Source organism: Amycolatopsis plumensis (genome assembly GCF_042652605.1).
Lineage (GTDB): Bacteria > Actinomycetota > Actinomycetes > Mycobacteriales > Pseudonocardiaceae > Amycolatopsis > Amycolatopsis plumensis.
This window is the reverse complement of sequence record NZ_JBHSJY010000001.1, coordinates 5,457,981-5,484,157: the sequence shown is the minus strand read 5'-3', so window position 1 is coordinate 5,484,157 and position 26,177 is coordinate 5,457,981. Positions and strand designations below refer to the sequence as shown.

The window sequence follows — 26,177 nt, the reverse complement described above, 5'->3', positions numbered from 1 at the left end:
CCGAGGAAAGGACCTCCTCTTGATCACCACGCATCTTACGGCCGTCCAGCTGGAGCAGCTGGAGGCCCTGCTCGCCGACACCACCCCGGGCGGGGTCGCCTACCGGCCGCCGGTCGCCCGCGACGAGAGCACCCTCACCAACCTGGAAGGCCTTGGCCTGGTCCGCTGGACCGAAGACTGCGGCTTCGAGATCACCGACGCCGGCCGGGAGGCCGTGGTCGAGCGGGTCCGCGACGCCGCCGACGCCGAGGCGTTCCTGTTCGACGCCGATGCCGACCTGCTGCAGGACACCATCGAGAAACTCAAGGCGGCGTTCCCCACGCTGCCCGCGGAGCTGCGCGACCGCGCCCTGATGGACATCGAGGTGTGCCAGGACGTCCTCGACAGCCGCCGCGCTGCGGCCGAGGACCAGACGGCGGAGAGCACGGGCCGGCACCGCGCGGTCCCGGCCGACGACCGGCCCACCGAGACGATCGCCCGCGTCGACCTGCCGACCGAGCCGCTTGCGCTGGGCGGCACGCTCCCGGAAATCCCGGTCGCCAAGATCCTCACCGACCGAGAAGGCGCCGAGCGTCTCCTCGCGGCCATCGAGGACATGCCGAGCCCGGACGACGTCGCCGAGTACCTCGCCGAACCGCACACCGCCGACGAATGGGCCGACCTGGAGGCCGACCTCGCCGACGAGCCGGGTTGGCTGCGCCGCAACCTCACCCCGCCCCGCGTCCTCGCGCTGTCGGTCCTCGCCGCCGTCGTCTCCACCTGGTTCGTGGCCTGGCTGGTGATGGGCTGATGTCCGCCACCACCGTGCTCCTCACCCTGCCCACCGATGTCGTGCAGCGCGCCTGCCGATCCGCGGTCGAGGTCAGCGTGGCCGCTGTCGCTGCGTTCCCGTCGCTGGTCGGCTCCGCCGGCACGCTCGGCGACTACCTCCGCACCTACCAGGCCGTCGCGCACGAGGGCGAGCTGCGGCCGTGTCCGTGGTGCCAGCACGAGGGCCACTGGATCCGCTGGCGCGCCTACCCGGTGCTCGACCCGGGCCCGTGCCCGCCCGGCGACGTCCTCACCGAGCCGGTCGAGGGCTGCCGCTGCTGCCTCTGGGGGCGCGGCCCGCTCCGGATCGCCGAGCCGCTGCTCGACCGCCTCCGCCGCGAAGCGCACGACGACCGGGACATCCACATCGACCACCTCGGCCGCGACGGCCGCTGGACGAAATTCGAAACGAGGTTCTGACGATGGGCATCGTCCGCAAGTTCAAGGACGCGGCCCGCTGGGTCGAGAATGTCTCCGAGTTCGAGGCGCCCCGCCCGGCGCCCGAACCGGAGACCACGCCCCCGGCCGCGCCCGAGCCGCCCGAAGACCCGCGCGCCGCCCGGCTCGCCCGCGGGCTCCGCCGCTCGCTCCGGCTCCACCTCGCCGCCGTCACGGCGGGCGCGGTGCTGCTCAGCACGGCGGGCTGCCGCACCGGCGAGGACGGCACGCCTGCCGCCCGGCCGACGTGCGACGAGCCCGCGTCGTGGTGCGACGCCGGGGCGCAGCGGTGACCGCCGCCGCCGACCCGGAGCTGGCCGCGATCGAGCGCAGCGTGGCCTTCCACCTGCGCGCGACCCGCCACGCCGAAGGCGTCGGCTACCTCATCGCCCGCATCGACGCCGGAGACGACCGCCTCGACCAGGCCGACGACGAGGACTTCGCCGAGTTCTACGTCGCCCACGACGGCACGCGGGTCAACGCCGCGGACCTCTACGAGCAGTTCATCACCGAAAGGACCCACCGTGACCGACCTCTGGCTGCGCGTCGCCGCGCGCAAGCTCGCCGCCGACGCCGCCACCGAGGCCTACAGGCGGTGCGCGCCGAGGCCGAGCAGGTGATGGCGCGCGGCGACCGGAAGATGGTCTACGCCCCCGACGGCGTGACCAAGCTCGGCGCCGTCTCGAAGTCCGCGCCGAAGAAGACCGCCCAGGTCGGCGACGCCGGCGCGCTGCTGGAGTGGGTCCGCGAGCACTACCCGAAGTCGGTCGAGGCCGATGCGGATATCACCGCGCCCGAGGACGAGGTAAAGGCGTTCCTCTGGTCCAACGGCGGCCGACACCTGATGACCGCCCGCGACCGCGTCGCCCCGAAGCTGCGCGCCGAAATCCTCGAAGCGTCCAACCTGGCGAAGATGCCGCTCGGGCCCGGCGGCGAGACCGACGTCCCCGGCATCGTCATCGCCGAGGAAGCCCCGTCGACCGTCCGGTTCCTGCCCGACGACGACGCGGCCGCTGTCATCGTCGAGCTGGTCCGCTCCGGCGCGGTCAAGCTGCCGAACCCGTTCGACGAGCAGCCATGCTGACCCAGGAAGACCGCGACGCACTCGCGGCGCCGTTCCCACCCGAGGCGATCGGCCACAAGCCGATCATCGTGTGCCGGGACTGCGAGCTCCGCGAGTGCGCCGAGCACCACGCCGAGCCGTGCGAGACCTGCCGCCAGATCATCACCACCGCCCACGAGCACCACCAGTACATCGGGCACGCCGAGGTCACCGAACGGCTGTTCTCCGTCGACCCGGAATGGGACTACGAACCGTTCGCGGTCGGGCCCGACGGACTGCCGGTGTTCGACGAGTACGGCGGCTTCTGGATCTGGCTCATCGTGAAAGGCGTGCGCCGCAAGGGCTACGGCCACGCCGACGGCCGCAAGGGTGGCGACGCCGCGCTCATCGCCATCGGCCACGCGATCCGGATCGCCGCCGAGCGAGGCTTCAAGGTCGCGTTGTACCTCCGGCGGCAACAGGCCCAGGTACAGCACGGCTCGCCGGAACCCGCTGGCGAGGAGTCGACCGCCGGTCCGGTCGAGCAGACGGTGAAGCAGCTGAAGAAGGAGGCCCAGAAGGTCGGCCACCGCAAGCGCATGAAGTTCATCCACGTGCTGCGCGAGTTCGACAAGTGGGCCAACGGAAAAGTCGACTGGAGCACCGCCGACCCGGCCACGCTCCGCGGCTTCATCCAGCACCTGGAGAAGACGTGAGCGAGTCCCGGTGCAGGAAGTTCGTCCCGGTCCGCTCGTCCGGTGTGTGCGAGATCTGCGGCCAGCACCGCGCCGAGTCCCTGCACCACCGGAAGGGCCGGGGCCAGGGCGGGCCGTGGCAGCCGTCGAACATCGTCCACCTCTGCGGAGACGGCACGACCGGCTGCCACGGTCTCGTGACCAACAAGCGCGCCGAGCACTACGACCGCGGCTGGCTCGTCCACCCGACCGCCGACCCCGCCCTCACCCCGTTCGACCACTGGCTCTGGGGCCCCGTCTACCTCGACGACCTCGGCGACTACCACCAACGCAAACCCGCTCTGGAGGCATCGTGACGACCACAGTGGACGAACTTGTCCCGTCGACCTTCTACATCCCCGGGCTCAGCTTCCGCGGCCAGATCGCCGACGGCGACCTGTCGATCATCGCCCACAACGCCAACGGCGCCGTCCAGCTGGCCTGGACGTGCGGCGACGACCCGGCCCCGGCCGACGGCCTGGTGACCGTGCACTCGCCGACCTCCCGGCCGGTGGTGGCCCAGGACTTCACCGAGGACTGCACGGTCCTCGGTGGTGCGTGCTACGCCACCGCGTCGACGACGGCCTACATCCAGGGATTCCGGCCGCTGCTGCTCGGCGGCGACATGCGCCTCGTGTGCGTGCTCCTGGCCGACTGGCACGACGAGTGCTTCGCCCACCGGCCGGTGCAGCCATGACGACCACGCTCGCCCCGGCCGACCTCGACGACGTTGTCCGCCGCGCCGACGACCGCTGGGCCCGCCGCCACGGCGACGAACCCGCCGCACCCGGCTACCTGAAGCAGATCACCGACGCCGTCCGGCCGCTGCTCGGCCAGGCGCCCGCCGGGCCCGTCGACGGCGGCCAGGTGCAGCAGCTGCTCGACGACAAGCAGCGCCTGGGCGAGCTCATCGCGGAGCTGCGCAAGACCGCCGAGACGCGCGGCAAGGTCATCGAACGGCAGAAGGCAGACCTCGCCGCGCGGGACAAGTCCCTCGAGGAGCGAACGGCCGCGTTCAAGCTGCTGGAGAAGGACCTCACCGCGGCGCGCGAAAAGCTCGCTGCGGCCGGGGCCGACGTCGAGCGCCTCACCGCGCACGTGACCGAGCTGGAAAAGCAGGTGCAGGCCCGCGGCGCGATCATCGAACGCCGCGACGCCGACGCCGAACAGCTGCACGCCACCGTCGACGAACTCCGCGCGAAGCTGGCTGCCGCCGAGCAGGCCAAGCCGCCGCACCAACACCGCTACGCCGTGGACGCTCCGGGCACCGAACCGCGGGCCTGTGAGTGCGGCCACCCGTACCCGCGTGCCGTCGTCCCGACGGAACCTGTACCCCCGTCCCCGCCGGAGCCCTGGGCGAAGCTGCTCGACCAGATCCGCGCCGAAGCCAAAAAGGCCGGGTGGAAGTCGTGACCGAACTGAAAGAGCTGCACGCGCACGGCCTGAGCCACCACCAGACCACCCCGCTCCGGATCGCCGGCCACACCACCGCCGAGGCCGTCGCCTACCTCGTCGACGCTCACCGCGCGGCGCCGGCGATCCAGTCCGCGCTCTCCCGCGTGTCCGGCCTGGGCCCCCGGCGCGTGCAGATGGTCTGCGACGCCGTCGACAGCTGGCGCAAGGCGGGCACGCCGTGAGGACCCGCCTGGCCCGGCTTGCGGCTCGCCTGCGCCGGGCCGCCGACGCACCGCCACCCGTCCACGACGGCTGGCCCTACACCGACCTCCGCATCTCCGCTCAAACGAGGACACCATGGCTGCTCCCACCGCCATCAGCCCGGCGCCGGCCGCGTCGCCCGGCGCCGCCTACGTCGTCGATGCCACCCTCGTCGGCCCCATCCACGCGTTGCTGACGCAGATCGGCGTGCACGTCCAGGCTGTGAAGGTCAGCCCCGAGCAACTGCCGCGGTTCAACGTGCTGCCGTCCGGGGTCCGGATCGCGAACCTTGAGCACGCGCGGCGGATGAAGCTGACCGACCGCGAGTTCGAGGTCCTGACCTTGATCGCTGAGGGGCTGTCGAACCGCGAGATCGGGCAGCAGCTCTACCTCACCGAGGACACGGTGAAGACGCACATCCGCCGGATGTTCCAGAAGTTCGGCGTCGGCGACCGCGCGCACGCGGTCGCGGTGGGCTACCAGCGCGGCATCCTCGGCGGCTCCTGATGTACGAGTCCCGCGCCTACGACAAGGACACCGGCGACGGCTTCGGGCCTGACCCGGTCGTCGTGCTCGTCGTCACCGGCACGCACGACGTCTCCCGGCTGCTGAGCCTCTTCAACGGCGGATCGCCGCTCTGCGAGCAGCTGAGCCTCGGGAAGCGGCTCGCCCGCCAGCGCCTCGACCTGAACCCGCAAGGAAAGGAACCCCGACCATGAGCGTCAAGTTCGGCAGCAGCCTGCCCAACGACGACCGCAACGGGCTCGGCGCGATCTCTGCGCCGCTCGTCGACGACCCCGAAGCCGAACACCTCGTGGTCGCGGTCGTGAAGTAGCCCTGCCTGCCCCGCACATCCCCCGTATCCGTCGCCGGTCGGGCTGGTCCCTTCCCCACCAGCCCGGCCGGCGGCTTCACACCTTGGAGGTGAGCCCGATCCCCGACTTCCGTGTCCCCGACACCGCCGCCGAGAGCGACCAGCTGCGCGCGGCGGGAATTGCCGCCTTCGGGCTCTGGGCGGCCGCTGGCTCGTGGTGCATGAACCCCGCTCACCTGACCGACGGCTGGGTTCCCGTGCACTACGTCATGAGCTGGCCGAGCGGAAAAAAGCTCGCCGCGAAGCTCGTCGAGGTCGGTCTCTGGACGCCGGACAAGCGCAACGGCGTGACCGGCTGGCAGTACACGAACTGGCTCGACGAGCAACGCTCCGCAGCGTCCATCGAGGACGAGAAAGCCAAGGCCAGGGACCGAATGAAGCGCATTCGTTCGGGAAATGTTCGCCCGAACAAGCAGCGAACGTCCGGCCGAACTTCGGACGCACCTGCGGCGAACGTTCACGACTCCCTCACCCTCACCCTCACCCAAGAACAGGGGGAAGAGTCCGTAGAGCCCGTCACCACCGCGCCCAGTCCGGCCGAACGACCCTCCCCCCGCTGCCCACGGCACGAGCACGACGAGCACCCGCCGCCGTGCGGCGCCTGCGGTGCGGCCCGCCGCGCTGCCGAGGCGCACGACGCCACCGCCGACACCCGCCGCGCCCTCATCGCCGAAGCCATCGACGAGGCCCGCCGCGACCCGCGCCAGCGCTGCGAGCACGGCGTCGACGGCGGCCTGTTCACCCACCCCGACACCGGCAAGTCCGCCACCTGCGCGCACTGCCGCCGAACGGCCCGGAAGGAACCCGCGTGACCGAGATCCTCGCCGTCCGCCCGTGGGGCAACGGCACCACGATCCACCTGTTCAGCCCGGGCTACCAGCCCGGCAAGAAGAAGCGCCACCCCGCCGAAACGGTGCTGTGCAACGGCTCTGGCTCGATCCGGAACCGGCGCCTCGTGCCGCTCGCCGACGCGCTCGGCTGGACGAAGACCACGCATCAGCACGACGACGGCTGCGACCACGCGCCGTGGCGCTGGTGCCGGCCCTGCCTGGGCCACGCCGCCCACGTGGCCGGCCTGGCCGAGGTCATCGCCGCGGTGATCGCCCGAGGCGGCACGTGATGGCCCACGACCGCACCGGCGAGGTGATCGACCCGGACCGCCACCCCGACAACTGCGACGGCTTCATCGGCGGACGCCAGCACGCGGACCCGCCGTTGAAACCGTGCCCGATCTGCCGCCCGCACCTTGCGCGGGAGCGCCTCGAAGCGAAGCTCCACGGCCCCTACGCCGACCCCCAACCACAAAGGGACAACCCATGACCGAGCTCTCACCCCGCGACCGCGCGGCGGTCGACCTGCTCGCCGACCTCGAGCAGATCACCCGCGAGAACCGCGACATGTGCCTCGACGAGATCGCCGGACACCTCGCCGACCGCCACTGGCGCCGTGCCTCGCGCGCGGCCGTCGAGGCCCGACCGCACGACGACGAGGACCGCGATCGGGAGGCCCGGTTCGATGCGGCCGCGCTGGACGTCGCGGCCCGCTGCGCGGCCGAGGCCGCATCGCACGACGACGGACCGGCCGCCGAGCCTCTGCCGTTCACCTCCGACGACGTCGGCGAACGCCTTCACTTCCCGCTCACCGGCGGCATGTACCGGATCGTCGCCGTCGACAAGACCGACCAGATGATCACCATCGAGGCGATCGGCCACCCGGACGACCGCACGACCGAGTCTTTCGCTGACGTCGTCGCGGCCGGCGCCGAGGTGCTCCGTGGCTGAGGACGCTGCCGGCGCCGTGCGCCGCACCCCAGGGCCCGAGGCCGTCGACCAGCTCGCTGGCCTGATCGAGGTCGGACTGCACCCGCCGGCCGCCAAGTGCCCGTTCTGCGAGAACGCTCGCCGTGCGGCGGCGAGGATCCTCGCCGCCGGTTGGCAGCTCCGTCCGGTCGTGCTGCTGCTCGCCGAGGCCTGCGACTGCACGCCGCCGTACGCGGACTGCCCGCACGGCCCGGAGCCGGTCGACGCGCTCGACCTGGCGGTGTGGCTGCACGCCGAGGCTGAGTGGCAGCGGGAGCAGGCCCGGAACCTGTTCATCGACCACTACAACGCCACCGACGGCCAGATGACCCGGATCGGCGAGCTGGAAACGCTGCTGCGCGAGCGGACCGGCGAGCGGGACGCGCGGCAGGCCCGCATCGACGCCGCGAAGCGCTGGCTCGACGACCCGCAGGACCTGACTCCGGCGGGCCAGCTCTACCAGATCCGCGCCGCGCTGCAGGGCGACCAGCCCGCGGGCCCGCCCGACTTCGCCGAGGTGCGCGGCGAGCTGGCCGACGGCCGCCGCTTCACCGGCCGCGTCGACCTCCGGCCGGCGCGCGAGCTCGCCGACCGCCTGGCGGCCGAGGCCGCCGCCCAGTCCACCGGGGAGGTGGACCGTGGCTGAGCTCGACCCCGGCCTGAACATCCGCCTCGCCGCTGACCGGCCCGGCGGCGGCTCGACCTTCGTCGAGCTGGAGGACGACCACGGCAACAGCGTCCGGATCGGCAAGGCCACCACCGACCTGGACGGCACCTGGTCGATCCGGATCACCGCCGACGACCTCGCCGGGCTACCCGCCCCGAAGCAGTGCGAGGCCCGAACCCCGACACGCTGGAAGTGGCCGTGCGTCCACCGCGCCGGCCACGACAGCGCCCACCGCGCCCTCATTCCGGGCGGCACCTACTCGTGGCACGACCCCCACCCCGCCCTGGAGGACCGATGACGACCGCCCACGAAGCCCTGCGCCTGGCGCTCGGCGAGATCGAGCCCAATGACACCAACTACCCCGTCCGGTACGTGCGCGTCTTCCAGGCCGTCGCCATGGCGCTCCACCGCAACGGCGGCCAGCACCCGGACCGCCTCGCGCAGCTGATGCGCGACGTCGACTCGACGCGCCGCCCTGGCCCGCTCGCTCGTGCGATCGGCTGGTTCCGCCGATGACCGCCCGCGAGGAGCTGGTGCGCGCGGTCGGGGAGGCGGTCTTCGCCGAGGTGAAGAAGTTTCCACCACCGGCGTACCTGCCGGGTGCCATCGTCCCGATGGGCGCGAGCGTGGAGGACGTCGGGCGCGCGGCGCTGGCCGTCGTCGACGAGGAGCTCGCCGTCCTGCGGGCGAAGGTGACGCTGTCCCCCGAGCAGGTGGAGGCGAAGGACCAGGAGATCGCCGAGCTCAAGCAGGAGCACGGCGTGCTGTCCGGCCAGCTGCACGAGATCCGCTCGGCCCTGGCGGCGTGCGACGCCGATCGGGCGGTGCCCCTCGAGTACCTGGCCGACACCGTCCGCGCCGTCCTCCGAGACGCCCCGGCCCCGCCCGCACCCGCCGGTCCTCGGGTGTTCTTCCCGGGCGACACCGTGCCGAGCGGTGTCTGCGTCGTCTCGAAGTCTGGCCTCGACTCCGGCGCCCACTTCACCACCGACGGCGAGTGGACCATCCCAGCCGGTCTGAGCCCGTACGTCGAGGTGCCGATGCCGACGGCGGCCGAGCTGGACGCCGCCGTCGACCTGGCCCGCGACGCCCGCGCTGACGCCGAGTGGCAGCACACGAAAGGGACGAACCCATGACCACGACATCCGTCCCGGCGACCGGTCCGCGCGACCGGTCGCGTCCGGCTCTCGCGCGTTCTACGGCCGCGGCGGTGTGCGTCGTCCGCGGCTGCACCCGCGCGGTCTACACCGGACACGCGTGCCCCGAGTGCGTGGCCGAGCTCGGGGTGCAGCTGCGCGAGGTCGCCGAGTACTGGGGTGTCCTGCCGTTCATGGTCGAGCCGGTGCGCGGTTCGGCCGGCCGCGGGTCGCCGGGGTATGGGTCGCGGGCGCCGCTTCGCCTCGACGTGCTGGCCGCGCTGGACCCGAACAGCCTGCCGACGCCCGAGGACGACGTGTGGTCGATCCCGGGCACGATCGTGCGGCTCGCCGACTGGATCGCGGCCGAGCGCGGGGACAAGCGCGACCCGGGCCTCTACTACGTCCTCACCCAGCTGCAGTGGGCCGCGGGCCACGAGGGATTCGGGGACGTCGCGGACGCGGTGCAGGAGCTGCACCGCAGAGCGCAGGGGCTTGCACACGACCGGCCGGACGGGGCGCTCGGCGCGTGCGAGCGGTGCGGCGGCCGGGTCGTCGCGGCGGGCGCGGGCGGGCGCTGCGAGCAGTGCGACCGGCCCTACGTCGGGTTCGGGCTGCTGAAGCTCCAGCAGGCACAGGAGGCAGCAGCATGACGACGTACCTGGAGCAGGAGGTCGAGTACTGGCGGGCGCGCGCCAAGGCCGCCGAGCAACGGCTGCGCGAGGCTGCCGACTTCTACCCGGACAACCCGCCGGAGCCGCCGGTCGGCACGGAGTACGGCGTCCCGGGCAGCGACGTCGTCGCGTGGCGCCGTACCGATGAGGGCTGGTTCTGCGCCGGGGAAGCATGCCGCAACTGCCCGGTCGAGTGGGGCGAGGTCTGGGACCGTGACCTCTCGCTGGTCTCGCGGGAAGCCGTGCTGGAGCGACGGCTGCCGTGAAGCGCGTTCCAGCCGCGCTGGCCGTGCTGCTGCTGCACCAGGAAGCCGACGCCCGCGCCCTCGACGGTGACACCGAGGGCGCGGCCCGGCTGCGCATCAAGCCGCCGACCCTGCGGAAGTGGGTGGAGCGCGGCCACATCACCCGCGGGGACGGCGGATACGACCTCCGCGAGATACTCACCTACCTCGAACAACGCGAACAGCAGGAGACCTGATCATGCTCGACACCCTGACCGTGTGTCCCGTCGACGGCTGCGACTGGCGGATGCTGGAGAGCGAGATCCAGTTCGAGGCCGACCGCAGCTTCGGCCCGACGCTGGAGGACGCGATCAACGCCATGGCCAGAGGGCGGGCGAGCGCCCTCGAACGCCACATCCGCGCCCACCTCGCGACGCACGACCTGACCGACTTCGTCCGCACCATTCGACGGCTGGAGCAGGACCTGTACAACGCCGGGCCCACCGGGATCCGCCCGCACGCCGTCGAGCAGCAGCCGACCACGCCGTGACCACTGGTCGCGACTGGTCGGCGGGTCGGTTTGACGCCTGCTCAGACGCTGTGTCACGCTGATCTTCGGCGGAGCTCTGCTCGCGACCCGGGTGCGTCCGGCTGCAAGGCGTACAGCGACAGCGTGAGGATTGAAGGCAGACGACCTCCGCGTGGCCGCCCAAATCTGGCGCGGGGCCCCTGGTGCTGCTGAGCGCGCCGCGGATTCCTGGTTCAAGTCCAGGCCAGCAGCACCCTGAACCCCCGCGGGTCATCACGCCCGCGGGGGTTCTTCGTACCCGGGGCTCGCCGGCCAAGTCGGGCGAGAGCCCTCGGCCCAGGCTCGCGCACGAGCGGGACGCGGAGGGCACCCCGACTACCTGCGGAAAGTCTCCTTCGCTCACCGGCGGGCAAGAACGATCATGAGCGGAGGTGACCCAGCATGGCCAAGGCGCGCCCGATCACCGACGAGGACCGCCGCAAGGTGCGTGACCTCCACGCCGCCGGCGAGTCCCGCAACGCGATCGCCGACGCGCTCGGCCGCTCCGGCGCGACGGTCTCGAAGATCGCGGACGAGCTGGGCCTGTCCTTCGACCGCTCCGCCGTCAAGGCCGCCACTGAGGCGAAGGTCGCCGACGCCCGCGCGCGCCGGGCCGCGCTGATGCTCGAGCTCCTCGACGACGCCGCGCGGCTGCGGGCGCAGCTGTGGGTGGAGACGACCTACGTCGACCACGGCGGCAAGGACTTCCTCCGTGCCGAGTGGACGCAGCGCGAGCCGACCGCCGCGGACAAGCTCAAGCTCATGCAGGCCGCGGCCGCCGCCGCGAACACCTCGATGCGGCTCGACGACCACGACACCGTCGGCGACGACATCGACGAGGCGAAGAGCATGATCGGCGCGCTCGCCGCCGGGCTGCAGGCCGCGTACGACCACATGGAGGCGGAAGGCCCGGCCGAGGATGCCGGCACCTGACTTCTCCCACCTGCTCTCGACCATGTCGCGGAAGCAGATCCGCTCCATCGTCGAGTCCGGCCAGACACCGCAGATCGCGCTCTGGTCCGGCGCGGTGTCGTCCGGCAAGACCATCGCGTCGCTGCTGGCGTTTCTGATCGCCCTCGCTGACGCGCCCACGCGCGGGCTGATCGTGATCAGCGGCAAGACGAAGGAAACGATTGAGCGGAACCTGATCGAGCCGCTCCAGTCGGTCGAGTTGTTCGGCGCGCTGGCCAAGCACGTGCACCACACCCGCGGCGCCGGGACCGCGACGATCCTCGGTCGCACGGTGCACATCGTCGGCGCGAACGACTCCCTCGCCGAGGGCAAGATCCGCGGCGCCACGATCGCGCTCGCCTACGCCGACGAGGCCACGCTGCTCCCTCGCGGCTTCTGGATGATGCTGCTCTCCCGCCTGCGGGTGCCGGGCGCGAAGCTGCTCGCCACCACGAACCCCGACGGGCCCGCGCACTGGCTGCGCCGAGACTTCATCCTCCGCGCCGCCGAGGTCGGGCTGCGCAGCTGGCACTTCACCCTCGACGACAACCCGAGCCTCGACCCGGTGTACGTCGAGCTGCTCAAGAAGCAGTACGTCGGGCTCTGGTACCGCCGGTTCATCCTCGGCGAGTGGTGCCTGGCCGAGGGCGCCGTGTACGACATGTGGGACCCGGCCCGGCACGTCGTCAAGGAGCTGCCGCAGATCGACCGCTGGCTGAGCGCGGGCATCGACTACGGCACCACGAACCCATTCGCCGCACTGATCCTCGGCCTCGGCCACCCCGAGCAGGACGGCACCCGCCGGCTGTACCTCACCCACGAGTGGCGCTGGGACAGCAAGCACCAGCGGCGGGCGCTCACCGACGTCGAGTACAGCGAGAAGTTCCGGACCTGGCTCGGCGAGCTCCCGCACCCGCACTTCCCTGCGGCGAAGGGGATCTGGCCGGAGTGGACGGTCGTCGACCCCTCGGCCGCGTCGTTCGTGCAGCAGCTGCACCGCGACGGCCTCACCCCCACGCTCGCGCGGAACGAGGTCCTCGACGGCATCCGCACCGTGTCGAGCCTGCTCGCCCGGGACCTGCTGCGGGTGCACGAGTCCTGTGAGGGCTGGATCTCCGAGGTCGGCGGCTACAGCTGGGACCCCGACAAGGCCGAGAAGGGCGAAGACGCCCCGATCAAGGCGGCTGATCACTCGCTCGACGGCGGCCGGTACGGCATCCACACCACAGAGGCGCTCTGGCGCCCCTACGTCCAGGAAGGACAGGCAGCATGACGAAGTCCGAGCACGAGCTGCACGTCAAGGTCATCCCCGACTTGTCCGAGGTGGACAAGATCGTCCAGAAGCCCAGCATCGGGCGCATCGTCCACTACACCCTCAGCGAAGGCGACGTCGCGCTGATCAACGAGCGCACGCCGCGGGCCGTCGACGGCAAGCTGATGCGCAACAGCGTCGAGGCCGGCGAGGTGTACCCGGCCGTCATCATCCGCGTGTGGAGCGCGGACAGCGGCTGCGCGAACCTGCGCGTTCTGCTCGACGGCCACGCGGACTACTGGGCCACCTCGCGCGTCTGGGACGACCCAGACGTCGAGCGGACGCCGCGCTACTCCCCGGACCCGAACCACGAGGGTCCCGGCTACGCGGGCGGCACCTGGCACTGGCCGGCGCGCGCCTGATGCCGTACACCAGCCACGGCCACTGGTTCGGGGCCGACGCGCCGACGGCCGAGGACGTCCAGCCGCGCCTCGTCGCGCGCTGCGGTGGGCCCGCCATGTGCCCAATCTGCGCGCACGACGCCGCGCCGGTCGTCGAGAAGCGCACGGTCACCCGTCGGCGGTACGCCACCCGGGCCGAGCTGGCCGAGCCGATGGCCGCGCACATGCGCGGCGCCAACGACATGGACGTCAGCTGGGAAGACCTCGCGCTCGCCGCGCTGGAGGGCCTGGCCGAGCTGCACGTCCCCGTCGACGCCCTCGTGAAGATCACCGTCGAAGAGGAGGCCTGACGTGCCGCTGCCCCAAGGCGAGACACCGTGGCCGCCGAAGGAGTTCGCCGACGCCTTCGACACCATGCGCGAGTGGGGCGCCTGGTACTCCGGCAACCCCGACCACCTCGCCGACGTCTACGGCCGGATCGGCGGCCGACTCGTCAACCACCCGCAGACCCGGCCGTCTCAGCTGCGCGGCGGGATCACCGGCACGCTGGCCCGCTGGTTCTGGGGGCAGCCGATCCCGCAGGGCGAGAAGCGCTCCAAGCTGCACGTGCCCGTCGCGTCGGACATGGCGTCCACGTCGTCGGATCTGCTGTTCTCCGAGAAGATCACGCTCACCTCGGACAACAAGGGCGTCCAGAAGCAGCTCGACGACCTGATGACCGACGACCTGCACTCCACGCTCTCGGAAGCCGCCGAGATCGCCGCGGCCAAGTCCGGCGTGTACCTGCGGATCGTGTGGGACAAGGACGTCGACGCCTCCGGACCGTGGCTGCAGGCCGTCCACCCCGACGCCGCCATTCCCGAGTGGCGCTACGGCCGGCTGACGGCAGTGACGTTCGTGCAGCAGCTGCAGTGCGATGCGCAGATCATCGTCCGGCACCTCGAGCGGCACGAGGTCGTCAACGGCCAGGGCATGATCTTCCACGGCGTGTACGTCGGCACCGAGACATCGCTGGGCAAGCCGGCGCCGCTGGCCGAGTACCCGGAGGTCGCGGGGCTGGCCAAGGAGGTCGACGAGAACGGCGCGATCGCGACCGGGATCGACCAGCTGACCGCCGTCTACGTGCCCAACATCAAGCCGAACCGCGAGTGGGGACACCTGCCCGCGTGCGCACCGTTCGGGCGCTCGGACTTCGCGGCCACCGAGCCACTGATGGACGCGGTCGACGAAATCTACACCTCCTGGATGCGGGACATCCGGCTCGCGAAGGGCCGCATCATCGTGCCGGAGGCGTATCTGCAGGACCGCGGGCCGGGCCGCGGCGCGACGTTCGACGCCGACCGCGAGGCCTACGAAGGTCTGCCGATGCTCGCGGCCGCCGACGGCAGCACGCCGTTGACGCTGCAGCAGTTCGAGATCCGGTTCGAGGCTCACGAGAAGTCCGCGCTCGACTTCGTCGGCCGGATCGTCACCACCGCCGGCTACTCACAGCAGTCGTTCGGGCTCACCGGCGACGTCGCGATCACCGCGACCGAGGTGTCCGCGCGCGAGCGGAAGAGCCTCACCACCCGCGGCAAGAAGGTCGGCTACTTCCGGCCGCGGCTGGCCGAGATCCTGCACGCCCAGCTGAAGATCGGGGTCGTCCACTTCGGATGGAGGGTCGACGCCAGCGCAGCCCCCGACGTGAACTTCCCCGCCGCGGTACAGCCGGACCAGGCCAGCCTCGCCCAGACCCTCGCCCAGCTCGAAGCCGCCCGCGCCGCATCGACCGAGACGAAGGTCCGGATGCTGCACTCCGACTGGGACGACACCGAGGTCAAGGAAGAAGTCGGCCGGATCCTGAAAGAAGCCGGGCCGTTGCAGGTCGAGAACCCCGAGACCTTCACCGGCGACCCGGGCGACGAACCGCCGGCCGACGAGCCCCCGGCGGAGAAGTAGCGTCCCGTGCCGGTCGACCGGACGCTCGGCAGCGACCTCGCCGGCACGATCGTCGAGCTGTACGCCGACCTTGAGCAGCGCCTGGCCGCGCTCGTCGCCCGGGAGATCCGGGCCGGGATCGAGGTCAGCGACCAGGTGCAGCAGAGCCTCACCGCGATCACGACGCTGCGCCGCGCCGGTGAGCGGATGCTCGGCGCGATTGAGACCGACCTGTCCGGCACCGTCGAGCAGGCCGTCGTGCTGGCCTACCACCGCGGCGGAGAAGCCGCCGTCGCCGAGCTGGCGAAGCGCGGCGCCCTCACCCCCGCCGAGCTGGCCCAGCTGCGCCAGGCGCTGCCGCAGCTGGGCGCGATCCAGCGCCTGGTGTACGCGCTCACCAGCAAGCTGCTCGCCACGCATGTGCGGATCCTCCGCTGGGAGCTGGACGCCTACCGCGAGGTCATCGCCAAGACCATCGCCACCGGCACGCTCGTCGGCCGGGAAACCCGCCTTCGCACCGCCCAGCGCGCCTGGGAAGAGCTCCTCAGCCGCGGCGTCACCGGGTTCACCGACAAGGCCGGCCGGAACTGGCAGCTCGCCTCCTACGTGGAGATGGCCACCCGCACCGGCACGGCGCAGGCCGCGGTGCAGGGCAACCTCGACCGGCTCGCCGACGCCGGGATCGATCTGGTGGTCGTCTCCGACGCCCCGCAGGAGTGCAAGCGGTGCCGGCCGTGGGAGGGGAAGGTCCTCTCGCGCACGGGCCCGGGTGCGCGCACCGTGCGCGCCCGACACGGCACCCAGGACCGCACCGTCACCGTGCACGTGGCCGGGTCGGTCCTCGAAGCCGTCGAAGCCGGGCTGATGCACCCGAATTGCCGGCACTCCCTGAGCGCGTACCTGCCCGGCGTGACCCGGCTCCCCACCGACACCGCCGACCCGGACGGCGACGAGGCCCGGCAGAAGCTCCGCGCGCTCGAGCGGAAGGTCCGCAAGGACAAGCTCCAGGCCGCGGCCGCACTCGACCCCGCCGCCCGCCGGGCGTTCGAGAAGAAGGTCCGCGACACCCAGGCCCAGATCCGCGAGCACATCAAGACCGCACCCACCACGCTGTTCCGCCAGCCGAACCGCGAGCGGATCGGCGTCGCACGCTGAGGAGTCCACTGTGGCCTTCGACTTCATGGACCTGACCCCGGAAGCCCGGCGCGCCGCGTTCGCGCACATGGACGGCAAGGGGAAGGGCAAGCGACGGCTCGGCAGCGGCGCGCGGCACCGCGCGATGACCGCCGAGTCCAAGAAGGCCAGCCCGGCGAAGCCGACGCCGCGCGCCGCCGAGGCGTCCCGCGAGCCGGTCTTCACCGGCCCGTCACACCCCACTGGCGAGCTGTCGCAGAGCTACCTCCGCGGCGGCAAGCCCACCCCCGAGGACCACGGCATCCTCGCCCGCCGGTACCTGCAGATGCACGGCTCCGCGGGAGTCCGCACCAGGATCGCGCAGCTGCGGGCTCGGAAACGGCTCAGCTCCAAGGACCAGGCGCAGCTCGCCGCACTGCGCGCGCTGCGCTGAACCCACGACAGGAGAACCCCTCCATGGCCACCACACCGAAGCTGGGCAGCGGTGCCCGGTTCAAACGCCTCGTCGCCCAGGTGGCGGCGAAGGGCGCCACGGCCGACGCGCCCCCCGCGCGCCGCCCGAGCGCCAGCAAGTTCGGGCGACTCGCCGCAAAAAAGCAGCAGTCCGAGTAGACCGTCCAGGAAGGACGTACGATCATGGCAGACACGTCGCAGGGGTCAGGCACCCCGACCGACGCGGGGACCGGTGGCCAGGCGCTGCAGGGGACCCAGCCGCCCGCAACACCGCCCGCACAGCAGCAGGCGACCGGCCAGGCGCCGGCCAGCCAGCAGCCCGCGGACGAGATGACGCTCGAGAAGGCCAAGAGCATCATCGAAGATCTCCGCAAGGAGAACGCGAAGCACCGCACCAACAACCAGACGAGCACACAGCAGGCCCAGGCGGCCCAGCAGCAGCTCGAAGCGGTCATGAAGGCCCTCGGCCTCAAGGCCGACGGCTCGGAAGCTCCGCCTGACCCCGAGGCCCTGGCGGCCCAGGTCACGCAGCAGCAGGCCATCAACTGGGAAACCGCGGCCGAGAACGCGATCCTCCGGGTCGCGCCGACGGCCGGCGCGGACGCGGACGCTCTCCTCGACTCGAACGCCTTCCTCGACAGCCTCGGCGACCTCATCGCCCTGGACCCGAAGTCCGCCGAGTTCCGGACCAAGCTGCAGGCCCACATCACCGTGTGGGTCGACAAGCACCCCAAGCACAAGGCCGCACCCGCCGCCCCGACGGCGACGCGGTCCGGCGGTGACCACCCCGGCGGTGGCGGCACCCCGACCACCCGACCTCGTTCCCTCCAGGCCGCCGTGTCCAAAGCGCTCGGCAGCCGATAGCCCACTAGGAGCACGAAATGCCTGTGACGCTCGCTCAGGCGCAGCTCAACGCCGCGGTCGACCTCGACTACGCGGTGATCGACAACCTGCGCCGCTCGTCGTGGCTGTTCGACCAGATCGTTTTCGACGACACGGTTACGCCCGGCACTGGCGGTGCCAGCCTGCAGTACGGCTACACCCGCCTGATCACGGCGGCCTCGGCCGGGTTCCGCGCGTTCAACCAGGAATTCGTGCCCGGCCAGGCGACCCGCGCGCAGGCGACGGTCAACCTGAAGCCGCTGGGTGGTGCCTACACCCTGGACCGCGACCTCGCCAACCTCGGCCCGTCCTCGACCAACGAGAACACCTTCCAGCTGCAGCAGCTGCTCGCCTCGATTCCGGTTCGGTTCGCGCGCGAGCTGCTCTTCGGTGACACCGCGGTCGACCCGCTCGGCTTCGATGGCCTGAACAAGGCGCTGGCCGGCACCACCACCGAGGTCATCCCGAACTCGGGCACGACCGCCTACGCGGACTGGACCAACGCGACGATCAACACCGTCGACAAGGCCCACGACGCGATGGACCTGCTCGACCTGTTCCTGTCCAAGGTCGTCCCGTCCCGCACCGGCGGCATGACCGGCAACGACGCCGGCGAACTCCCGCCCGGGGTCAAGGCGATCATGGGCAACACCGACTCGATCACCCGCGTGAAGTCGATCGCGCGCCGCGCGGGCACCTACACCGAGTCCAAGGACGAGCTCGGCCGCCAGATCAAGAAGTACGGCGACTGGGTCCTCGTCGACCTCGGCGACCGGGAGGACGGCTCCGCGCCGATCGTCCCGATCGAGACCCGCGACCCGGACGGCGCGGGCGCCGGCGGCAACATCACCGGCCTGACCGACCTCTACGCGGTCACCTTCGGGATCGACTCGCTGCACGGCGCGTCGAAGGCCGGTTCGCAGCTGCTGCGGACCTGGCTGCCCGACTTCTCCACCGCCGGCGCGGTGAAGACCGGCGAGGTCCAGCTCGGCCCGGCCGCGATGGTCCTCAAGAACACGCGTTCCGCGGCCGTGCTGCGGAACCTGAAGGTGCGGTGACCCATGACCACCACGTGGAAGATCAGCTCGCCGGTCACGGACTACACCGGCGAAGTCGCCGGCTGCGCGTTCGCCCGCGGCCGCTACGAAGGCCCTGCCTCGACCGGGGCGCTCAACTACTTCCGGGGCGCCGGCTACCGCGTCGAGAAGGTCGAGGCCGAACCGGCCGAGGCACCGGCACCGGCCGAAACCCCGGCGAAGACGTTCGCCGACGACCCGAAGATCGCGCCCGCGGGCAACGCCTCGGAGAAGGACTGGCGCCGGCACGCGCTCGCCATCGGCGCCACCGAGGACCAGGTCAAGGACCTCGGCCGCGACCAGCTCCGCGAGCTGGCGGCCAAGGTCGCCAAGGACAAGGAGCAGAAGGCATGACCCAGCTCGGCGGCTACCTCCGCAACGTGCGCGACGCGCTCGCGCACTTCAACCCGGCCGACCCGGCGAGCCCGGACACCTTCTTCCGGCGGAACCTCCCGCGGCTCGGCCTGGCCGACTCCGGTGGCGACTCCGGATCGGCGGCGCTCGTCTCGCAGGTGATGACCTCCGTCCCGCTGTTCCTCGCGGCCGGCGACGTCGTCACCAACCTGACGTTCCACAGTGGCCAGACCGCGGCGAACACGCCGACGAACTGGTGGTTCGCGCTGTACGACACCCAGGCCGTCCCGGCGCTGGTCGCGCAGACCGCCGACCAGACCACCGCGGCGTGGGCGGCGTTCACCGCGAAGACGCTGGCGCTTTCGGCGCCCTACACGGTGCTGAAGACCGGCGTCTACTGGGCGGCCGCGATGGTCAAGGCCACCGCGGCGCCGAGCCTGCTCGGCAGCCTGGTGCCCAAGCCGATCCTGACCGGCGAGCGCAACCTCGCGCAGTCCAGCGGCTCCGCGCTCGTCGCGACCGCACCGGCCACGATCGCGACGCCGACCGTCCAGTCGTTCGCGCCGCTCGTCGTCGCCAGCTGAGCCCGCGCGGGCCCGGACGGGAGACCGGGCCCGCGCAACCCCTTCGGAGGAGGTGAACACCCCGTGCCGCTCGTCTACGCCACCCGTACCCAGCTCGTCGACTACGCGCCCGCGAACCTCAAGACCCGCGTGCCGGACGAGCCCGAGGCCACGCGGCTGCTCACCTCCGCGTCGAAGGACATCCGCCGAGCCACCAAGACGGCGATCTACGCCACCGACGTCGACGGCTACCCGACCGACACCGCGGTCCGGACGGCGTTCCAGAACGCCACGTGCGCGCAGGCGCTGTGGTGGGTCGCCAACCCGGGCGAGGAGGACGGCACGGCCGGCCAGTTCACGAACGTGTCCATCGGGTCGCTGTCGCTCAGCCGCGGCTCAGGCAACGGCAGCAACCGCGGCGGCTCGGGCGGCGGCGGGCCGCGGCTGGCGACGAAGGCCGAGACCGAGCTACGCGACGCCGGCGTGCTCGCCGGGTCGATCGTCGCCTCGTACCTGTGGGAGGGCTGGCTGTGATCCCGGACTTCCTTCTCCAGCACACCGTCACCATCGAGCCGTTCGAGGGCAACGGCGCGAACGGACCGGTGTACGGGGCGCCCGTCGAGGTGCCGTGCTTCCGCGACGACAAGCGGCGCCTCGTCCGGGCGCCGAATGGCAACCAGGTCGTCTCCGAGGCGACCGTGTACTGCCAGCCCGGCACCGTCGCCCCGCCGGAATCCCGGATCGACCTCGGTACCCGGGTAGCGACCGTGATCACCTGCGCTGACCGCGACGGCGGCGACCTCCCGGTTCCGTCGCATGTGGAGGTGAGCTGCACGTGAGCATCAAGTGGGACCTCGACTGGAACGGCGAGCGTGTCGGCTTCCTCGTGGAGGAGGCCGCATTCAACGGGCTGCAGCAGGGCGCCGAGCACCTGCTGCAGGCGTCGCGTGCGCGCGTGCCGCTCGAGGAAGGCACCCTCGAACGGTCCGGCGTGGCCAGCTCCGACCGCGAGTCGCTGACCGCAGCGGTGTCCTACGACACCGTGTACGCCTGCCGTCAGCACGAGGAGCTCACCTGGCGGCACGCGCCCGGCCGCACGGCGAAGTACCTCGAGGGCCCGGCCAACGAAGAGGCCGAGACGATCGGGGAGATCATCGCTGCGGCGATCCGTCGGAGGACCGCGTGAGCTTCACCGGCGATCTCCTCGACGGCCTGGCGCAGCTGCTCGCAGGCGGCGGCGTCGGCACCTACCGGGCCGACGGCAGCGCGTACGCCCCGGGCGAGACGGGCATCTTCTTCGCGGCGATGCCCCAGAGCCCGGACCGCGCGATCGTGCTCGCCACGTACACGGTCACCGACGACGCGTCCCTTTCGGACTCGGTGATCGGGTTGCAGGTCCGCTGCCGCGGCAGCGCCGACCCGCACGACGTCGAGGACGTCGCCGGGGCGGTGTTCGACCTGCTGCACGGACGCACCGCCTTCCAGGCCGGGACGGTCCACATCGTGCAGGCCCTGCACCAGTCCGGCGCCCCACTCGGCCGGGACGACAGCAACCGGTGGGAGCGCTCGGAGAACTACTACCTGACCGTCCACCGGCCCTCGACCTACCGCACATAGGAGAAGCGATCATGCCCGCTACCACCAAGGTCCCGCTCGGCGCATCGACCACGATGCTGCAGTACTACCTCGACGTTGACACCTCCAGCAGCACCGTCAACCCGACCTGGGTCGGCGTGTTCGGCATGACGGAGTTCAAGCCCGCGTTCGAATCCACGAAGCAGGACGACGGCGACTTCGACTCGGGCGGCTTCCAGTCCAAGACCAAGACCGCTGAAGCATGGTCGGTCGAGGCCAAGCTGGGCCGCAAGGTCCAGGTCGCCGACGGCACCCAGTACGACGTTGGCCAGGAGTTCCTCCGCACCAAAGCGATCGGGCAGATGGGCCCGGCGAACAGCGTGCACATCCGCTACTACGAGATGCAGCCCGGCGGCCCCCGTGTCGAGGCCTACGAGGGCTGGGCGTCGGTCTCCTGGTCGCCGGACGGCGGCAAGATGGAGGACCTCAACCTCGTGTCGGTCACTCTCGACGGCCAGGGCAAGCTCAACCAGATCACCCACCCGAACACCGGCGCCGTGATCCCGGTTATCACCTCGCTGACCCCGGCGGGCGGCTCGACTGCCGGCGGTGCGCTCGTCCGGATCAAGGGCAACAACTTCACGGGCGTCACCGGAGCGACCGGCGTCAAGGTCGGCGGCACCAACGCCACGAGCTACGACCTCATCTCCGACGGCCTGATCGTCGCCATCACCCCAGCGCACGCGGCCGGCGCGGTCGACGTCGTCGTCACCAACGGCGCCGGCGCCTCGGCGAACACCGCCCTCACCAAGTACACCTACGCGTAAGGCACACGGCGATGGCACTGAAGGATCTCTCGTCGTTCCTCGACGACGACGCGATCGATGTCCCGATCGACGGCAAGACCTACCGCGTCGAGTCGCCGGATGCGAAGACCGGCCTGCTGCTGGCCTCGCTGGCGAACGTCGGCGTCAAGGCTGCGTCCGGCGCCGACGTCGACGAGGCCGACGTCGAGAAGCTCGACCTCGACGACGCCAAAGAGCGGGACTTCATGGAGATGGTCCTCGGCAACACGCTCGCCGAGCTCGTCGCCGACGGCGTGAAGTGGACGAAGATCCAGCGGCTCGCCCGCTACTGCTTCATCCACTTCGCCATCGGCGAGGAGGCCGCCGACGACGCGCTCAAGAGCGGTGCGCTGACGGGGGAAGCCCCGGCCCCGAACCGCGCGGCACGCCGCGCGGGGTCACGGGGCGCGGCGACTACGACGAAGCGTCGGACCTCCACCGCTGGTACGACGTCGGCGAAACCGCCCGCGCGCAAGCCGAGGGCAAAAGCCTGACCTGGCGCCAGCTGCTGAGCGAGTGGCAGCTGGTGGAAGCCGACCTGCACGAGACCTACGGCCTCGACGTCGGCGACCACCAGCTGCTCACCACCCGCTCGTGGCGGTGGCTGCGCGCCCGGATCCTCGGCCTGCTCGCCAGCGACACCCGCATCACCCGCAAGTTCGCACCCGAAGAGGAGGTGGCCCGTGGCGCTCAACATCGGTGAATTGGTGGGCTACCTCAAGCTCGACCGGAAGCAGTGGAACGCCGGCCTCGTGGCCGCGCGGGCGCAGCTGAAGCGGCTCGGCGCGGGCAACAAGGACCTCAACGAGATCGAGCACGCGGTCGGCCGGGCCGCCAAGGGCTTCGTCACCCTCGCCACGAAGATCGCCGCCGTCGGCGCGGGCGCGAACGTCCTCGTGTCCGTCGTCGGGCTGCTCGCCTCCATGTCCGGAGCGCTGGGCCTCGCGGTCGCGGCCGGGCTCGCGGCCGCCGGCGTGATGGCCGCGGTGAAGCTCGGGGCAGACGGGGCGAAGAGAGCCTTCGAGGCGCTCGACCCGACGCTGGACCGGCTGAAGGCGAACGTCTCGAAGTCGTTCGAGTCGGCGCTGATCCCCGCGGTGAACAACCTCAAGGGCCTGCTGCCGAAGCTCCAAGGCGGACTCCAGCAGATCGCGACCGCGGTCGGTGGTGTCGCGACCAAGGTCACCGCGATGCTCAACTCCGGTGCCCAGTCGGCTCAGCTGCAGTCGATCCTCGCGTTCACGGCGCGGCTGGTGGACAACATCGGCAAGGCCGCCGCGCCGGTGATCGCGGCGTTCATCCGGATCGGCGCGGTCGCGATGCCGATCCTGCTGCAGCTGACCAACGGGGCCGGCGCGGCGGCAGAGCGGTTCAACGCCTGGGTGCAGCGGATGGCCGACACCGGCAACATCACCCAGTGGATCCAGACCGCGATCGACGCCTTCCGGAGCCTCGGCACGATCCTCGACAACGTCATCGGGATCTTCGCCGACGTGTTCGGCGCGCTGCAGGACGCCGGCGTCGGGCTCGGCGGCACCATCGGCGTCGCGGTCGCCGCCATCCGCGACTTCCTCGAGACCGCACAGGGTCATGACGTCCTGGTCGCCCTCGCCAACGCGATCGCGCAGGTGTCCGCCCTGGTCGGCCAGGTACTCACCGCGGCCCTGCAGGCGGTCGCGCCGCTGCTGCCGCCGCTGCTCGGCGCATTCGTGCAGCTGGCCACGCAAGCGGTGCCGCTGCTCGTTGGAGCGATCACGTTCCTTGCCCCGGTGCTGCTCAACATCGCGACGTTCATCCAGCAGAACATCGACTGGATCGGCCCGCTCGCGATCGCGCTCGGCGTGTGGACCGCCGCGCAGTGGGCGCTCAACATCGCCCTCGACGCCAACCCCATCGGGCTGATCATCCTCGCGATCGGCGCGCTGATCGCGATCGTCGCGACGATCATCACCTACTGGGAGCCGATCGCCGGGTTCTTCGTGGACCTGTGGAACACGGTGTGGAAGTGGACGTCCGACCGGATCAGCGACATCCGCGACTTCATCGTCAACGTGTGGAACGGGATCGTCGACTGGTTCGCCGGCCTCGGGTCGAAGATCGGGTCCGCGTTCTCCTCGGTGATCGACTGGTTCGCGTCGCTGCCGGGCAAGATCGGCGGCTTCCTCGCCAGCCTGCCCGGCACGCTGTGGAACGCCTTCACCGCCGCGTTCCAGTTCGCGCTCAACGCCGTGGTGCAGGGCATCGAGTGGGTGATCGCCGAAGTCATCGCACTGCCGCTGCAGATCATCTGGGTGGTGTCTCAGCTCGGGCAGCTGCTGTGGGACCTGCTGGTCGCGGCGTGGAACTTCGCCGTCGAGGCCGTCAAGGCCGGCGTGAACGCGGTCGTCGACTTCGTCGTACAGCTCCCGGGCCGAGTCGTCGACGGGCTGATCGTGATCGGGTCCCTGCTCGTCGGGCTGTTCACCGGCGCGTGGAACTGGGCGCTCAACACCACCGTCGACCTGATCTTCAACATCATCAACTTCGTCCGGACGCTGCCGCAGCGGATCATCGACGGGATCTCGGCGCTCGGGTCGATGCTGTCCAACGCCGCCGGGGCAGCGTGGCGCTGGTTCATCAGCACCATGATCAGCACCGCCGAGGGCGTCTGGGGCTTCGTTCGCTCGATCCCCGGCCGGATCCTCGACGGCCTGGGCAACCTCGGGAGCCTGCTCTGGGACGCCGGTGCCGCGATCATCCGCGGCCTGCTCAACGGTCTCAAGTCCGCCGTGGGCGCGGTGTGGGATTTCGTGGGCGGCATCGCCGACAAGATCAGGAGCCTGAAGGGCCCGCTGCCCTACGACCGGCAGCTGCTCGTGCCCGCCGGTCTCGCGATCATGAGCGGCCTGCACGCTGGCCTCAAGGACGGATTCAAGCCCATCGAGACGTGGGTCTCCGGAGTCGCCGACACCATCGCCGGAACCATCACCACAAACACCTCCGGAATGGCCGCAGCGGCCCGGGAAATCCTCGACCGCATCAACAACGGCGGCGACGTCTTCGAAGACTTCTCCTACCGCGGCAGCAGCGCGAACGTCGACCGCTACAACGACGACCTCGCCCAGGCCTTCTACCGCGGCGGTGGCCAGCTCGACGCCACGCAGATGACCGCGTTCCTGCAGAAGGTCATCGACCAGCAGCAGCGCGCCACGGTGCAGATCGAGAACTACCACCCGCCGGCCGACGCGTCTCCGCACGAGGTCGCCGAGGACCTCGACTGGCTCTCGCGGACGGGGGGCTGATGGCCGGCGAGCTCATCACCAAGGACGGCCAGGTCGAATGGCGCGGGCTGCTGCTCGGCGCCGGCACCGCCTACCGGTACGCCGACCTCGAGGGCTGGCTCGACCTGCCGGAGACCCGAGACGGGGACATCGAGTTCGACAACTACCACGGCTCCCAGCCAGGTCAGCTGCTCGTCGGGCGCCGGACGGTCACGCTGTCGTTCACCATGTCGCTGTCCACCGCGGACTTCGGCGCCGCCCAGCGCGCCCTCCGGGCCGCCACCGCGCCGTCAGAGAACCCCGTCGAAGAGCCGCTGGTGGTGCAGTGGGACGGCGTCAAGGCGATGGTCAACGCCCGCGTCATCCGCCGCAACATCCCATCGCCGCGCAGCAACGGCATGGGCTACAGCCAGGGCGCCATCCAGTGGCGCGCCACCAACCCCCGCCAGCTGCACCTCCCGCAGATCATCGCCGGGCCCGTCAGCCCGCCGACCAGCGGCACCGGCGGCCTGATCTACCCGTTGGTCTACCCGCTCGTCTACGGCTCGGGGCAGTCCGGCGGCGAGCTTCGGCTCACCAACGCAGGCAACGCCCCCGCGCAGCCGGTCTTCCGCATTACCGGGCCGTGCACCGGGCCCGTGATCACCAACGCGGACACCGGCGCCCAGCTGGCCTTCGATCCGGCCTACGCGCTGCCGTCGGGCGCGCAGCTGCTGCTGTCCTACGAGGACCGCAGCGTCCTGTTCCCCGACGGCGTCTCGCGCTCGAACCAGCTGATCACCCGCGGCTGGTTCACCCTCCCAGTCGGGACCACGCGGGTCCGATTCACCAGCGCGAACGGGCTCGGCCAGCTCGAAGCGCTCTACTACTCGACCTCGATGTGAGGGGGAAT

At 71.3% G+C, this 26,177-nt stretch carries 44 protein-coding genes; all 44 read left to right on the top strand.

Annotated elements, in window-relative coordinates:
• Positions 1–19 precede the first annotated feature (19 nt).
• Positions 20–790: a hypothetical protein gene (locus ACFPLC_RS26720; RefSeq protein WP_378198403.1), complete on the top strand. Its 771-nt coding sequence runs from the start codon at positions 20–22 to the stop codon at positions 788–790.
• Positions 790–1,230, top strand: coding sequence for a hypothetical protein (locus ACFPLC_RS26715; protein ID WP_378198406.1), 441 nt, complete (start codon positions 790–792; stop codon positions 1,228–1,230). The genes ACFPLC_RS26720 and ACFPLC_RS26715 overlap by 1 nt, the downstream gene beginning before the upstream one ends.
• A 2-nt stretch (positions 1,231–1,232) precedes the next feature.
• Positions 1,233–1,541 carry a hypothetical protein gene (locus ACFPLC_RS26710; protein ID WP_378198409.1) on the top strand — a complete coding sequence of 103 codons (309 nt, stop codon included), beginning with the start codon at positions 1,233–1,235 and terminating at the stop codon, positions 1,539–1,541.
• Entirely contained in the window at positions 1,514–2,332 is an 819-nt protein-coding gene (locus ACFPLC_RS26705) for a hypothetical protein (RefSeq protein WP_378235946.1), read from the top strand. Before ACFPLC_RS26710 ends, ACFPLC_RS26705 begins: the two co-directional genes overlap by 28 nt.
• A complete protein-coding gene (locus ACFPLC_RS26700; protein WP_378198417.1) occupies positions 2,326–3,006 on the top strand; it encodes a hypothetical protein in 681 nt (226 codons plus the stop codon). The genes ACFPLC_RS26705 and ACFPLC_RS26700 overlap by 7 nt, the downstream gene beginning before the upstream one ends.
• The gene (locus ACFPLC_RS26695) at positions 3,003–3,341 is read left to right on the top strand and encodes a hypothetical protein (protein ID WP_378198419.1); all 339 of its coding nucleotides are present in this window, start codon (positions 3,003–3,005) and stop codon (positions 3,339–3,341) included. Before ACFPLC_RS26700 ends, ACFPLC_RS26695 begins: the two co-directional genes overlap by 4 nt.
• Positions 3,338–3,721, top strand: coding sequence for a hypothetical protein (locus tag ACFPLC_RS26690; RefSeq protein WP_378198422.1), 384 nt, complete (start codon positions 3,338–3,340; stop codon positions 3,719–3,721). The genes ACFPLC_RS26695 and ACFPLC_RS26690 overlap by 4 nt, the downstream gene beginning before the upstream one ends.
• The gene (locus ACFPLC_RS26685; protein ID WP_378198425.1) at positions 3,718–4,437 is read left to right on the top strand and encodes a hypothetical protein; all 720 of its coding nucleotides are present in this window, start codon (positions 3,718–3,720) and stop codon (positions 4,435–4,437) included. Before ACFPLC_RS26690 ends, ACFPLC_RS26685 begins: the two co-directional genes overlap by 4 nt.
• Positions 4,434–4,661, top strand: coding sequence for a hypothetical protein (locus ACFPLC_RS26680; protein ID WP_378198428.1), 228 nt, complete (start codon positions 4,434–4,436; stop codon positions 4,659–4,661). The genes ACFPLC_RS26685 and ACFPLC_RS26680 overlap by 4 nt, the downstream gene beginning before the upstream one ends.
• A gap of 115 nt (positions 4,662–4,776) precedes the next feature.
• Positions 4,777–5,187: a response regulator transcription factor gene (locus tag ACFPLC_RS26675; RefSeq protein WP_378198431.1), complete on the top strand. Its 411-nt coding sequence runs from the start codon at positions 4,777–4,779 to the stop codon at positions 5,185–5,187.
• Positions 5,187–5,399 carry a hypothetical protein gene (locus ACFPLC_RS26670; protein ID WP_378198434.1) on the top strand — a complete coding sequence of 71 codons (213 nt, stop codon included), beginning with the start codon at positions 5,187–5,189 and terminating at the stop codon, positions 5,397–5,399. Before ACFPLC_RS26675 ends, ACFPLC_RS26670 begins: the two co-directional genes overlap by 1 nt.
• Positions 5,400–5,604: 205 nt before the next feature.
• The gene (locus ACFPLC_RS26665) at positions 5,605–6,366 is read left to right on the top strand and encodes a hypothetical protein (RefSeq protein ID WP_378198436.1); all 762 of its coding nucleotides are present in this window, start codon (positions 5,605–5,607) and stop codon (positions 6,364–6,366) included.
• The gene (locus ACFPLC_RS26660) at positions 6,363–6,674 is read left to right on the top strand and encodes a hypothetical protein (RefSeq protein ID WP_378198439.1); all 312 of its coding nucleotides are present in this window, start codon (positions 6,363–6,365) and stop codon (positions 6,672–6,674) included. The genes ACFPLC_RS26665 and ACFPLC_RS26660 overlap by 4 nt, the downstream gene beginning before the upstream one ends.
• Positions 6,671–6,874: a hypothetical protein gene (locus ACFPLC_RS26655; protein ID WP_378235945.1), complete on the top strand. Its 204-nt coding sequence runs from the start codon at positions 6,671–6,673 to the stop codon at positions 6,872–6,874. Before ACFPLC_RS26660 ends, ACFPLC_RS26655 begins: the two co-directional genes overlap by 4 nt.
• Positions 6,871–7,335 carry a hypothetical protein gene (locus tag ACFPLC_RS26650; protein ID WP_378198444.1) on the top strand — a complete coding sequence of 155 codons (465 nt, stop codon included), beginning with the start codon at positions 6,871–6,873 and terminating at the stop codon, positions 7,333–7,335. Before ACFPLC_RS26655 ends, ACFPLC_RS26650 begins: the two co-directional genes overlap by 4 nt.
• The gene (locus ACFPLC_RS26645) at positions 7,328–7,999 is read left to right on the top strand and encodes a hypothetical protein (protein WP_378198447.1); all 672 of its coding nucleotides are present in this window, start codon (positions 7,328–7,330) and stop codon (positions 7,997–7,999) included. The genes ACFPLC_RS26650 and ACFPLC_RS26645 overlap by 8 nt, the downstream gene beginning before the upstream one ends.
• Positions 7,992–8,318 (top strand): hypothetical protein, encoded by a 327-nt coding sequence (locus ACFPLC_RS26640; protein ID WP_378198450.1) that lies wholly within the window; start codon positions 7,992–7,994, stop codon positions 8,316–8,318. The genes ACFPLC_RS26645 and ACFPLC_RS26640 overlap by 8 nt, the downstream gene beginning before the upstream one ends.
• Positions 8,315–8,536 (top strand): hypothetical protein, encoded by a 222-nt coding sequence (locus tag ACFPLC_RS26635; RefSeq protein WP_378198453.1) that lies wholly within the window; start codon positions 8,315–8,317, stop codon positions 8,534–8,536. The genes ACFPLC_RS26640 and ACFPLC_RS26635 overlap by 4 nt, the downstream gene beginning before the upstream one ends.
• Positions 8,533–9,156 carry a hypothetical protein gene (locus tag ACFPLC_RS26630; protein WP_378198455.1) on the top strand — a complete coding sequence of 208 codons (624 nt, stop codon included), beginning with the start codon at positions 8,533–8,535 and terminating at the stop codon, positions 9,154–9,156. The genes ACFPLC_RS26635 and ACFPLC_RS26630 overlap by 4 nt, the downstream gene beginning before the upstream one ends.
• Positions 9,153–9,809, top strand: a complete 657-nt coding sequence (locus ACFPLC_RS26625; protein ID WP_378198458.1) for a hypothetical protein — start codon at positions 9,153–9,155, stop codon at positions 9,807–9,809. Before ACFPLC_RS26630 ends, ACFPLC_RS26625 begins: the two co-directional genes overlap by 4 nt.
• Positions 9,806–10,096, top strand: a complete 291-nt coding sequence (locus tag ACFPLC_RS26620) for a hypothetical protein (protein WP_378198461.1) — start codon at positions 9,806–9,808, stop codon at positions 10,094–10,096. The genes ACFPLC_RS26625 and ACFPLC_RS26620 overlap by 4 nt, the downstream gene beginning before the upstream one ends.
• Positions 10,093–10,311, top strand: coding sequence for a hypothetical protein (locus tag ACFPLC_RS26615; protein WP_378198464.1), 219 nt, complete (start codon positions 10,093–10,095; stop codon positions 10,309–10,311). Before ACFPLC_RS26620 ends, ACFPLC_RS26615 begins: the two co-directional genes overlap by 4 nt.
• 2 nt (positions 10,312–10,313) lie before the next feature.
• Positions 10,314–10,604 carry a hypothetical protein gene (locus ACFPLC_RS26610; RefSeq protein WP_378198467.1) on the top strand — a complete coding sequence of 97 codons (291 nt, stop codon included), beginning with the start codon at positions 10,314–10,316 and terminating at the stop codon, positions 10,602–10,604.
• A gap of 420 nt (positions 10,605–11,024) precedes the next feature.
• Complete coding sequence (locus tag ACFPLC_RS26605) at positions 11,025–11,555, top strand: helix-turn-helix domain-containing protein (RefSeq protein WP_378198470.1); 531 nt, start codon at positions 11,025–11,027, stop codon at positions 11,553–11,555.
• A complete protein-coding gene (locus ACFPLC_RS26600; RefSeq protein ID WP_378198473.1) occupies positions 11,542–12,846 on the top strand; it encodes a PBSX family phage terminase large subunit in 1,305 nt (434 codons plus the stop codon). Before ACFPLC_RS26605 ends, ACFPLC_RS26600 begins: the two co-directional genes overlap by 14 nt.
• Entirely contained in the window at positions 12,843–13,247 is a 405-nt protein-coding gene (locus ACFPLC_RS26595) for a hypothetical protein (protein WP_378198476.1), read from the top strand. The genes ACFPLC_RS26600 and ACFPLC_RS26595 overlap by 4 nt, the downstream gene beginning before the upstream one ends.
• Positions 13,247–13,576 (top strand): hypothetical protein, encoded by a 330-nt coding sequence (locus ACFPLC_RS26590; RefSeq protein WP_378198479.1) that lies wholly within the window; start codon positions 13,247–13,249, stop codon positions 13,574–13,576. The genes ACFPLC_RS26595 and ACFPLC_RS26590 overlap by 1 nt, the downstream gene beginning before the upstream one ends.
• Position 13,577: 1 nt before the next feature.
• Positions 13,578–15,164, top strand: coding sequence for a phage portal protein (locus tag ACFPLC_RS26585; RefSeq protein ID WP_378198482.1), 1,587 nt, complete (start codon positions 13,578–13,580; stop codon positions 15,162–15,164).
• Between the two features lie 6 nt (positions 15,165–15,170).
• Complete coding sequence (locus ACFPLC_RS26580) at positions 15,171–16,298, top strand: phage minor capsid protein (RefSeq protein WP_378198484.1); 1,128 nt, start codon at positions 15,171–15,173, stop codon at positions 16,296–16,298.
• Positions 16,299–16,308: 10 nt separating this feature from the next.
• Positions 16,309–16,710, top strand: a complete 402-nt coding sequence (locus ACFPLC_RS26575) for a hypothetical protein (RefSeq protein WP_378198487.1) — start codon at positions 16,309–16,311, stop codon at positions 16,708–16,710.
• 23 nt (positions 16,711–16,733) lie between these two features.
• The gene (locus tag ACFPLC_RS26570; RefSeq protein ID WP_378198490.1) at positions 16,734–16,889 is read left to right on the top strand and encodes a hypothetical protein; all 156 of its coding nucleotides are present in this window, start codon (positions 16,734–16,736) and stop codon (positions 16,887–16,889) included.
• Positions 16,890–16,913: 24 nt separating this feature from the next.
• Positions 16,914–17,594, top strand: a complete 681-nt coding sequence (locus tag ACFPLC_RS26565) for a hypothetical protein (RefSeq protein WP_378198493.1) — start codon at positions 16,914–16,916, stop codon at positions 17,592–17,594.
• Positions 17,595–17,611: 17 nt separating this feature from the next.
• A complete protein-coding gene (locus tag ACFPLC_RS26560) occupies positions 17,612–18,670 on the top strand; it encodes a major capsid protein (protein ID WP_378198496.1) in 1,059 nt (352 codons plus the stop codon).
• A gap of 3 nt (positions 18,671–18,673) precedes the next feature.
• Positions 18,674–19,042 (top strand): hypothetical protein, encoded by a 369-nt coding sequence (locus tag ACFPLC_RS26555; RefSeq protein WP_378198498.1) that lies wholly within the window; start codon positions 18,674–18,676, stop codon positions 19,040–19,042.
• Entirely contained in the window at positions 19,039–19,626 is a 588-nt protein-coding gene (locus tag ACFPLC_RS26550) for a hypothetical protein (RefSeq protein ID WP_378198501.1), read from the top strand. Before ACFPLC_RS26555 ends, ACFPLC_RS26550 begins: the two co-directional genes overlap by 4 nt.
• Before the next feature lie 63 nt (positions 19,627–19,689).
• Positions 19,690–20,139 (top strand): hypothetical protein, encoded by a 450-nt coding sequence (locus tag ACFPLC_RS26545; RefSeq protein WP_378198504.1) that lies wholly within the window; start codon positions 19,690–19,692, stop codon positions 20,137–20,139.
• The gene (locus ACFPLC_RS26540; protein ID WP_378235944.1) at positions 20,121–20,444 is read left to right on the top strand and encodes a hypothetical protein; all 324 of its coding nucleotides are present in this window, start codon (positions 20,121–20,123) and stop codon (positions 20,442–20,444) included. Before ACFPLC_RS26545 ends, ACFPLC_RS26540 begins: the two co-directional genes overlap by 19 nt.
• Positions 20,441–20,791 (top strand): hypothetical protein, encoded by a 351-nt coding sequence (locus ACFPLC_RS26535; protein WP_378198509.1) that lies wholly within the window; start codon positions 20,441–20,443, stop codon positions 20,789–20,791. Before ACFPLC_RS26540 ends, ACFPLC_RS26535 begins: the two co-directional genes overlap by 4 nt.
• Positions 20,788–21,222, top strand: a complete 435-nt coding sequence (locus ACFPLC_RS26530) for a minor capsid protein (protein WP_378198512.1) — start codon at positions 20,788–20,790, stop codon at positions 21,220–21,222. Before ACFPLC_RS26535 ends, ACFPLC_RS26530 begins: the two co-directional genes overlap by 4 nt.
• 11 nt (positions 21,223–21,233) lie before the next feature.
• Positions 21,234–22,007, top strand: a complete 774-nt coding sequence (locus tag ACFPLC_RS26525; protein ID WP_378198515.1) for a phage tail tube protein — start codon at positions 21,234–21,236, stop codon at positions 22,005–22,007.
• An 11-nt stretch (positions 22,008–22,018) separates the two neighbouring features.
• Positions 22,019–22,519, top strand: a complete 501-nt coding sequence (locus ACFPLC_RS26520) for a DUF7426 family protein (RefSeq protein WP_378198518.1) — start codon at positions 22,019–22,021, stop codon at positions 22,517–22,519.
• Between the two features lie 32 nt (positions 22,520–22,551).
• On the top strand, positions 22,552–22,728 hold the full coding sequence (locus tag ACFPLC_RS26515) for a hypothetical protein (RefSeq protein WP_378198521.1): 177 nt from the start codon (positions 22,552–22,554) through the stop codon (positions 22,726–22,728).
• Positions 22,709–25,306 carry a phage tail protein gene (locus ACFPLC_RS26510; RefSeq protein WP_378198523.1) on the top strand — a complete coding sequence of 866 codons (2,598 nt, stop codon included), beginning with the start codon at positions 22,709–22,711 and terminating at the stop codon, positions 25,304–25,306. Before ACFPLC_RS26515 ends, ACFPLC_RS26510 begins: the two co-directional genes overlap by 20 nt.
• The gene (locus ACFPLC_RS26505; RefSeq protein WP_378198526.1) at positions 25,306–26,169 is read left to right on the top strand and encodes a phage tail family protein; all 864 of its coding nucleotides are present in this window, start codon (positions 25,306–25,308) and stop codon (positions 26,167–26,169) included. The genes ACFPLC_RS26510 and ACFPLC_RS26505 overlap by 1 nt, the downstream gene beginning before the upstream one ends.
• Positions 26,170–26,177: the final 8 nt, after the last annotated feature.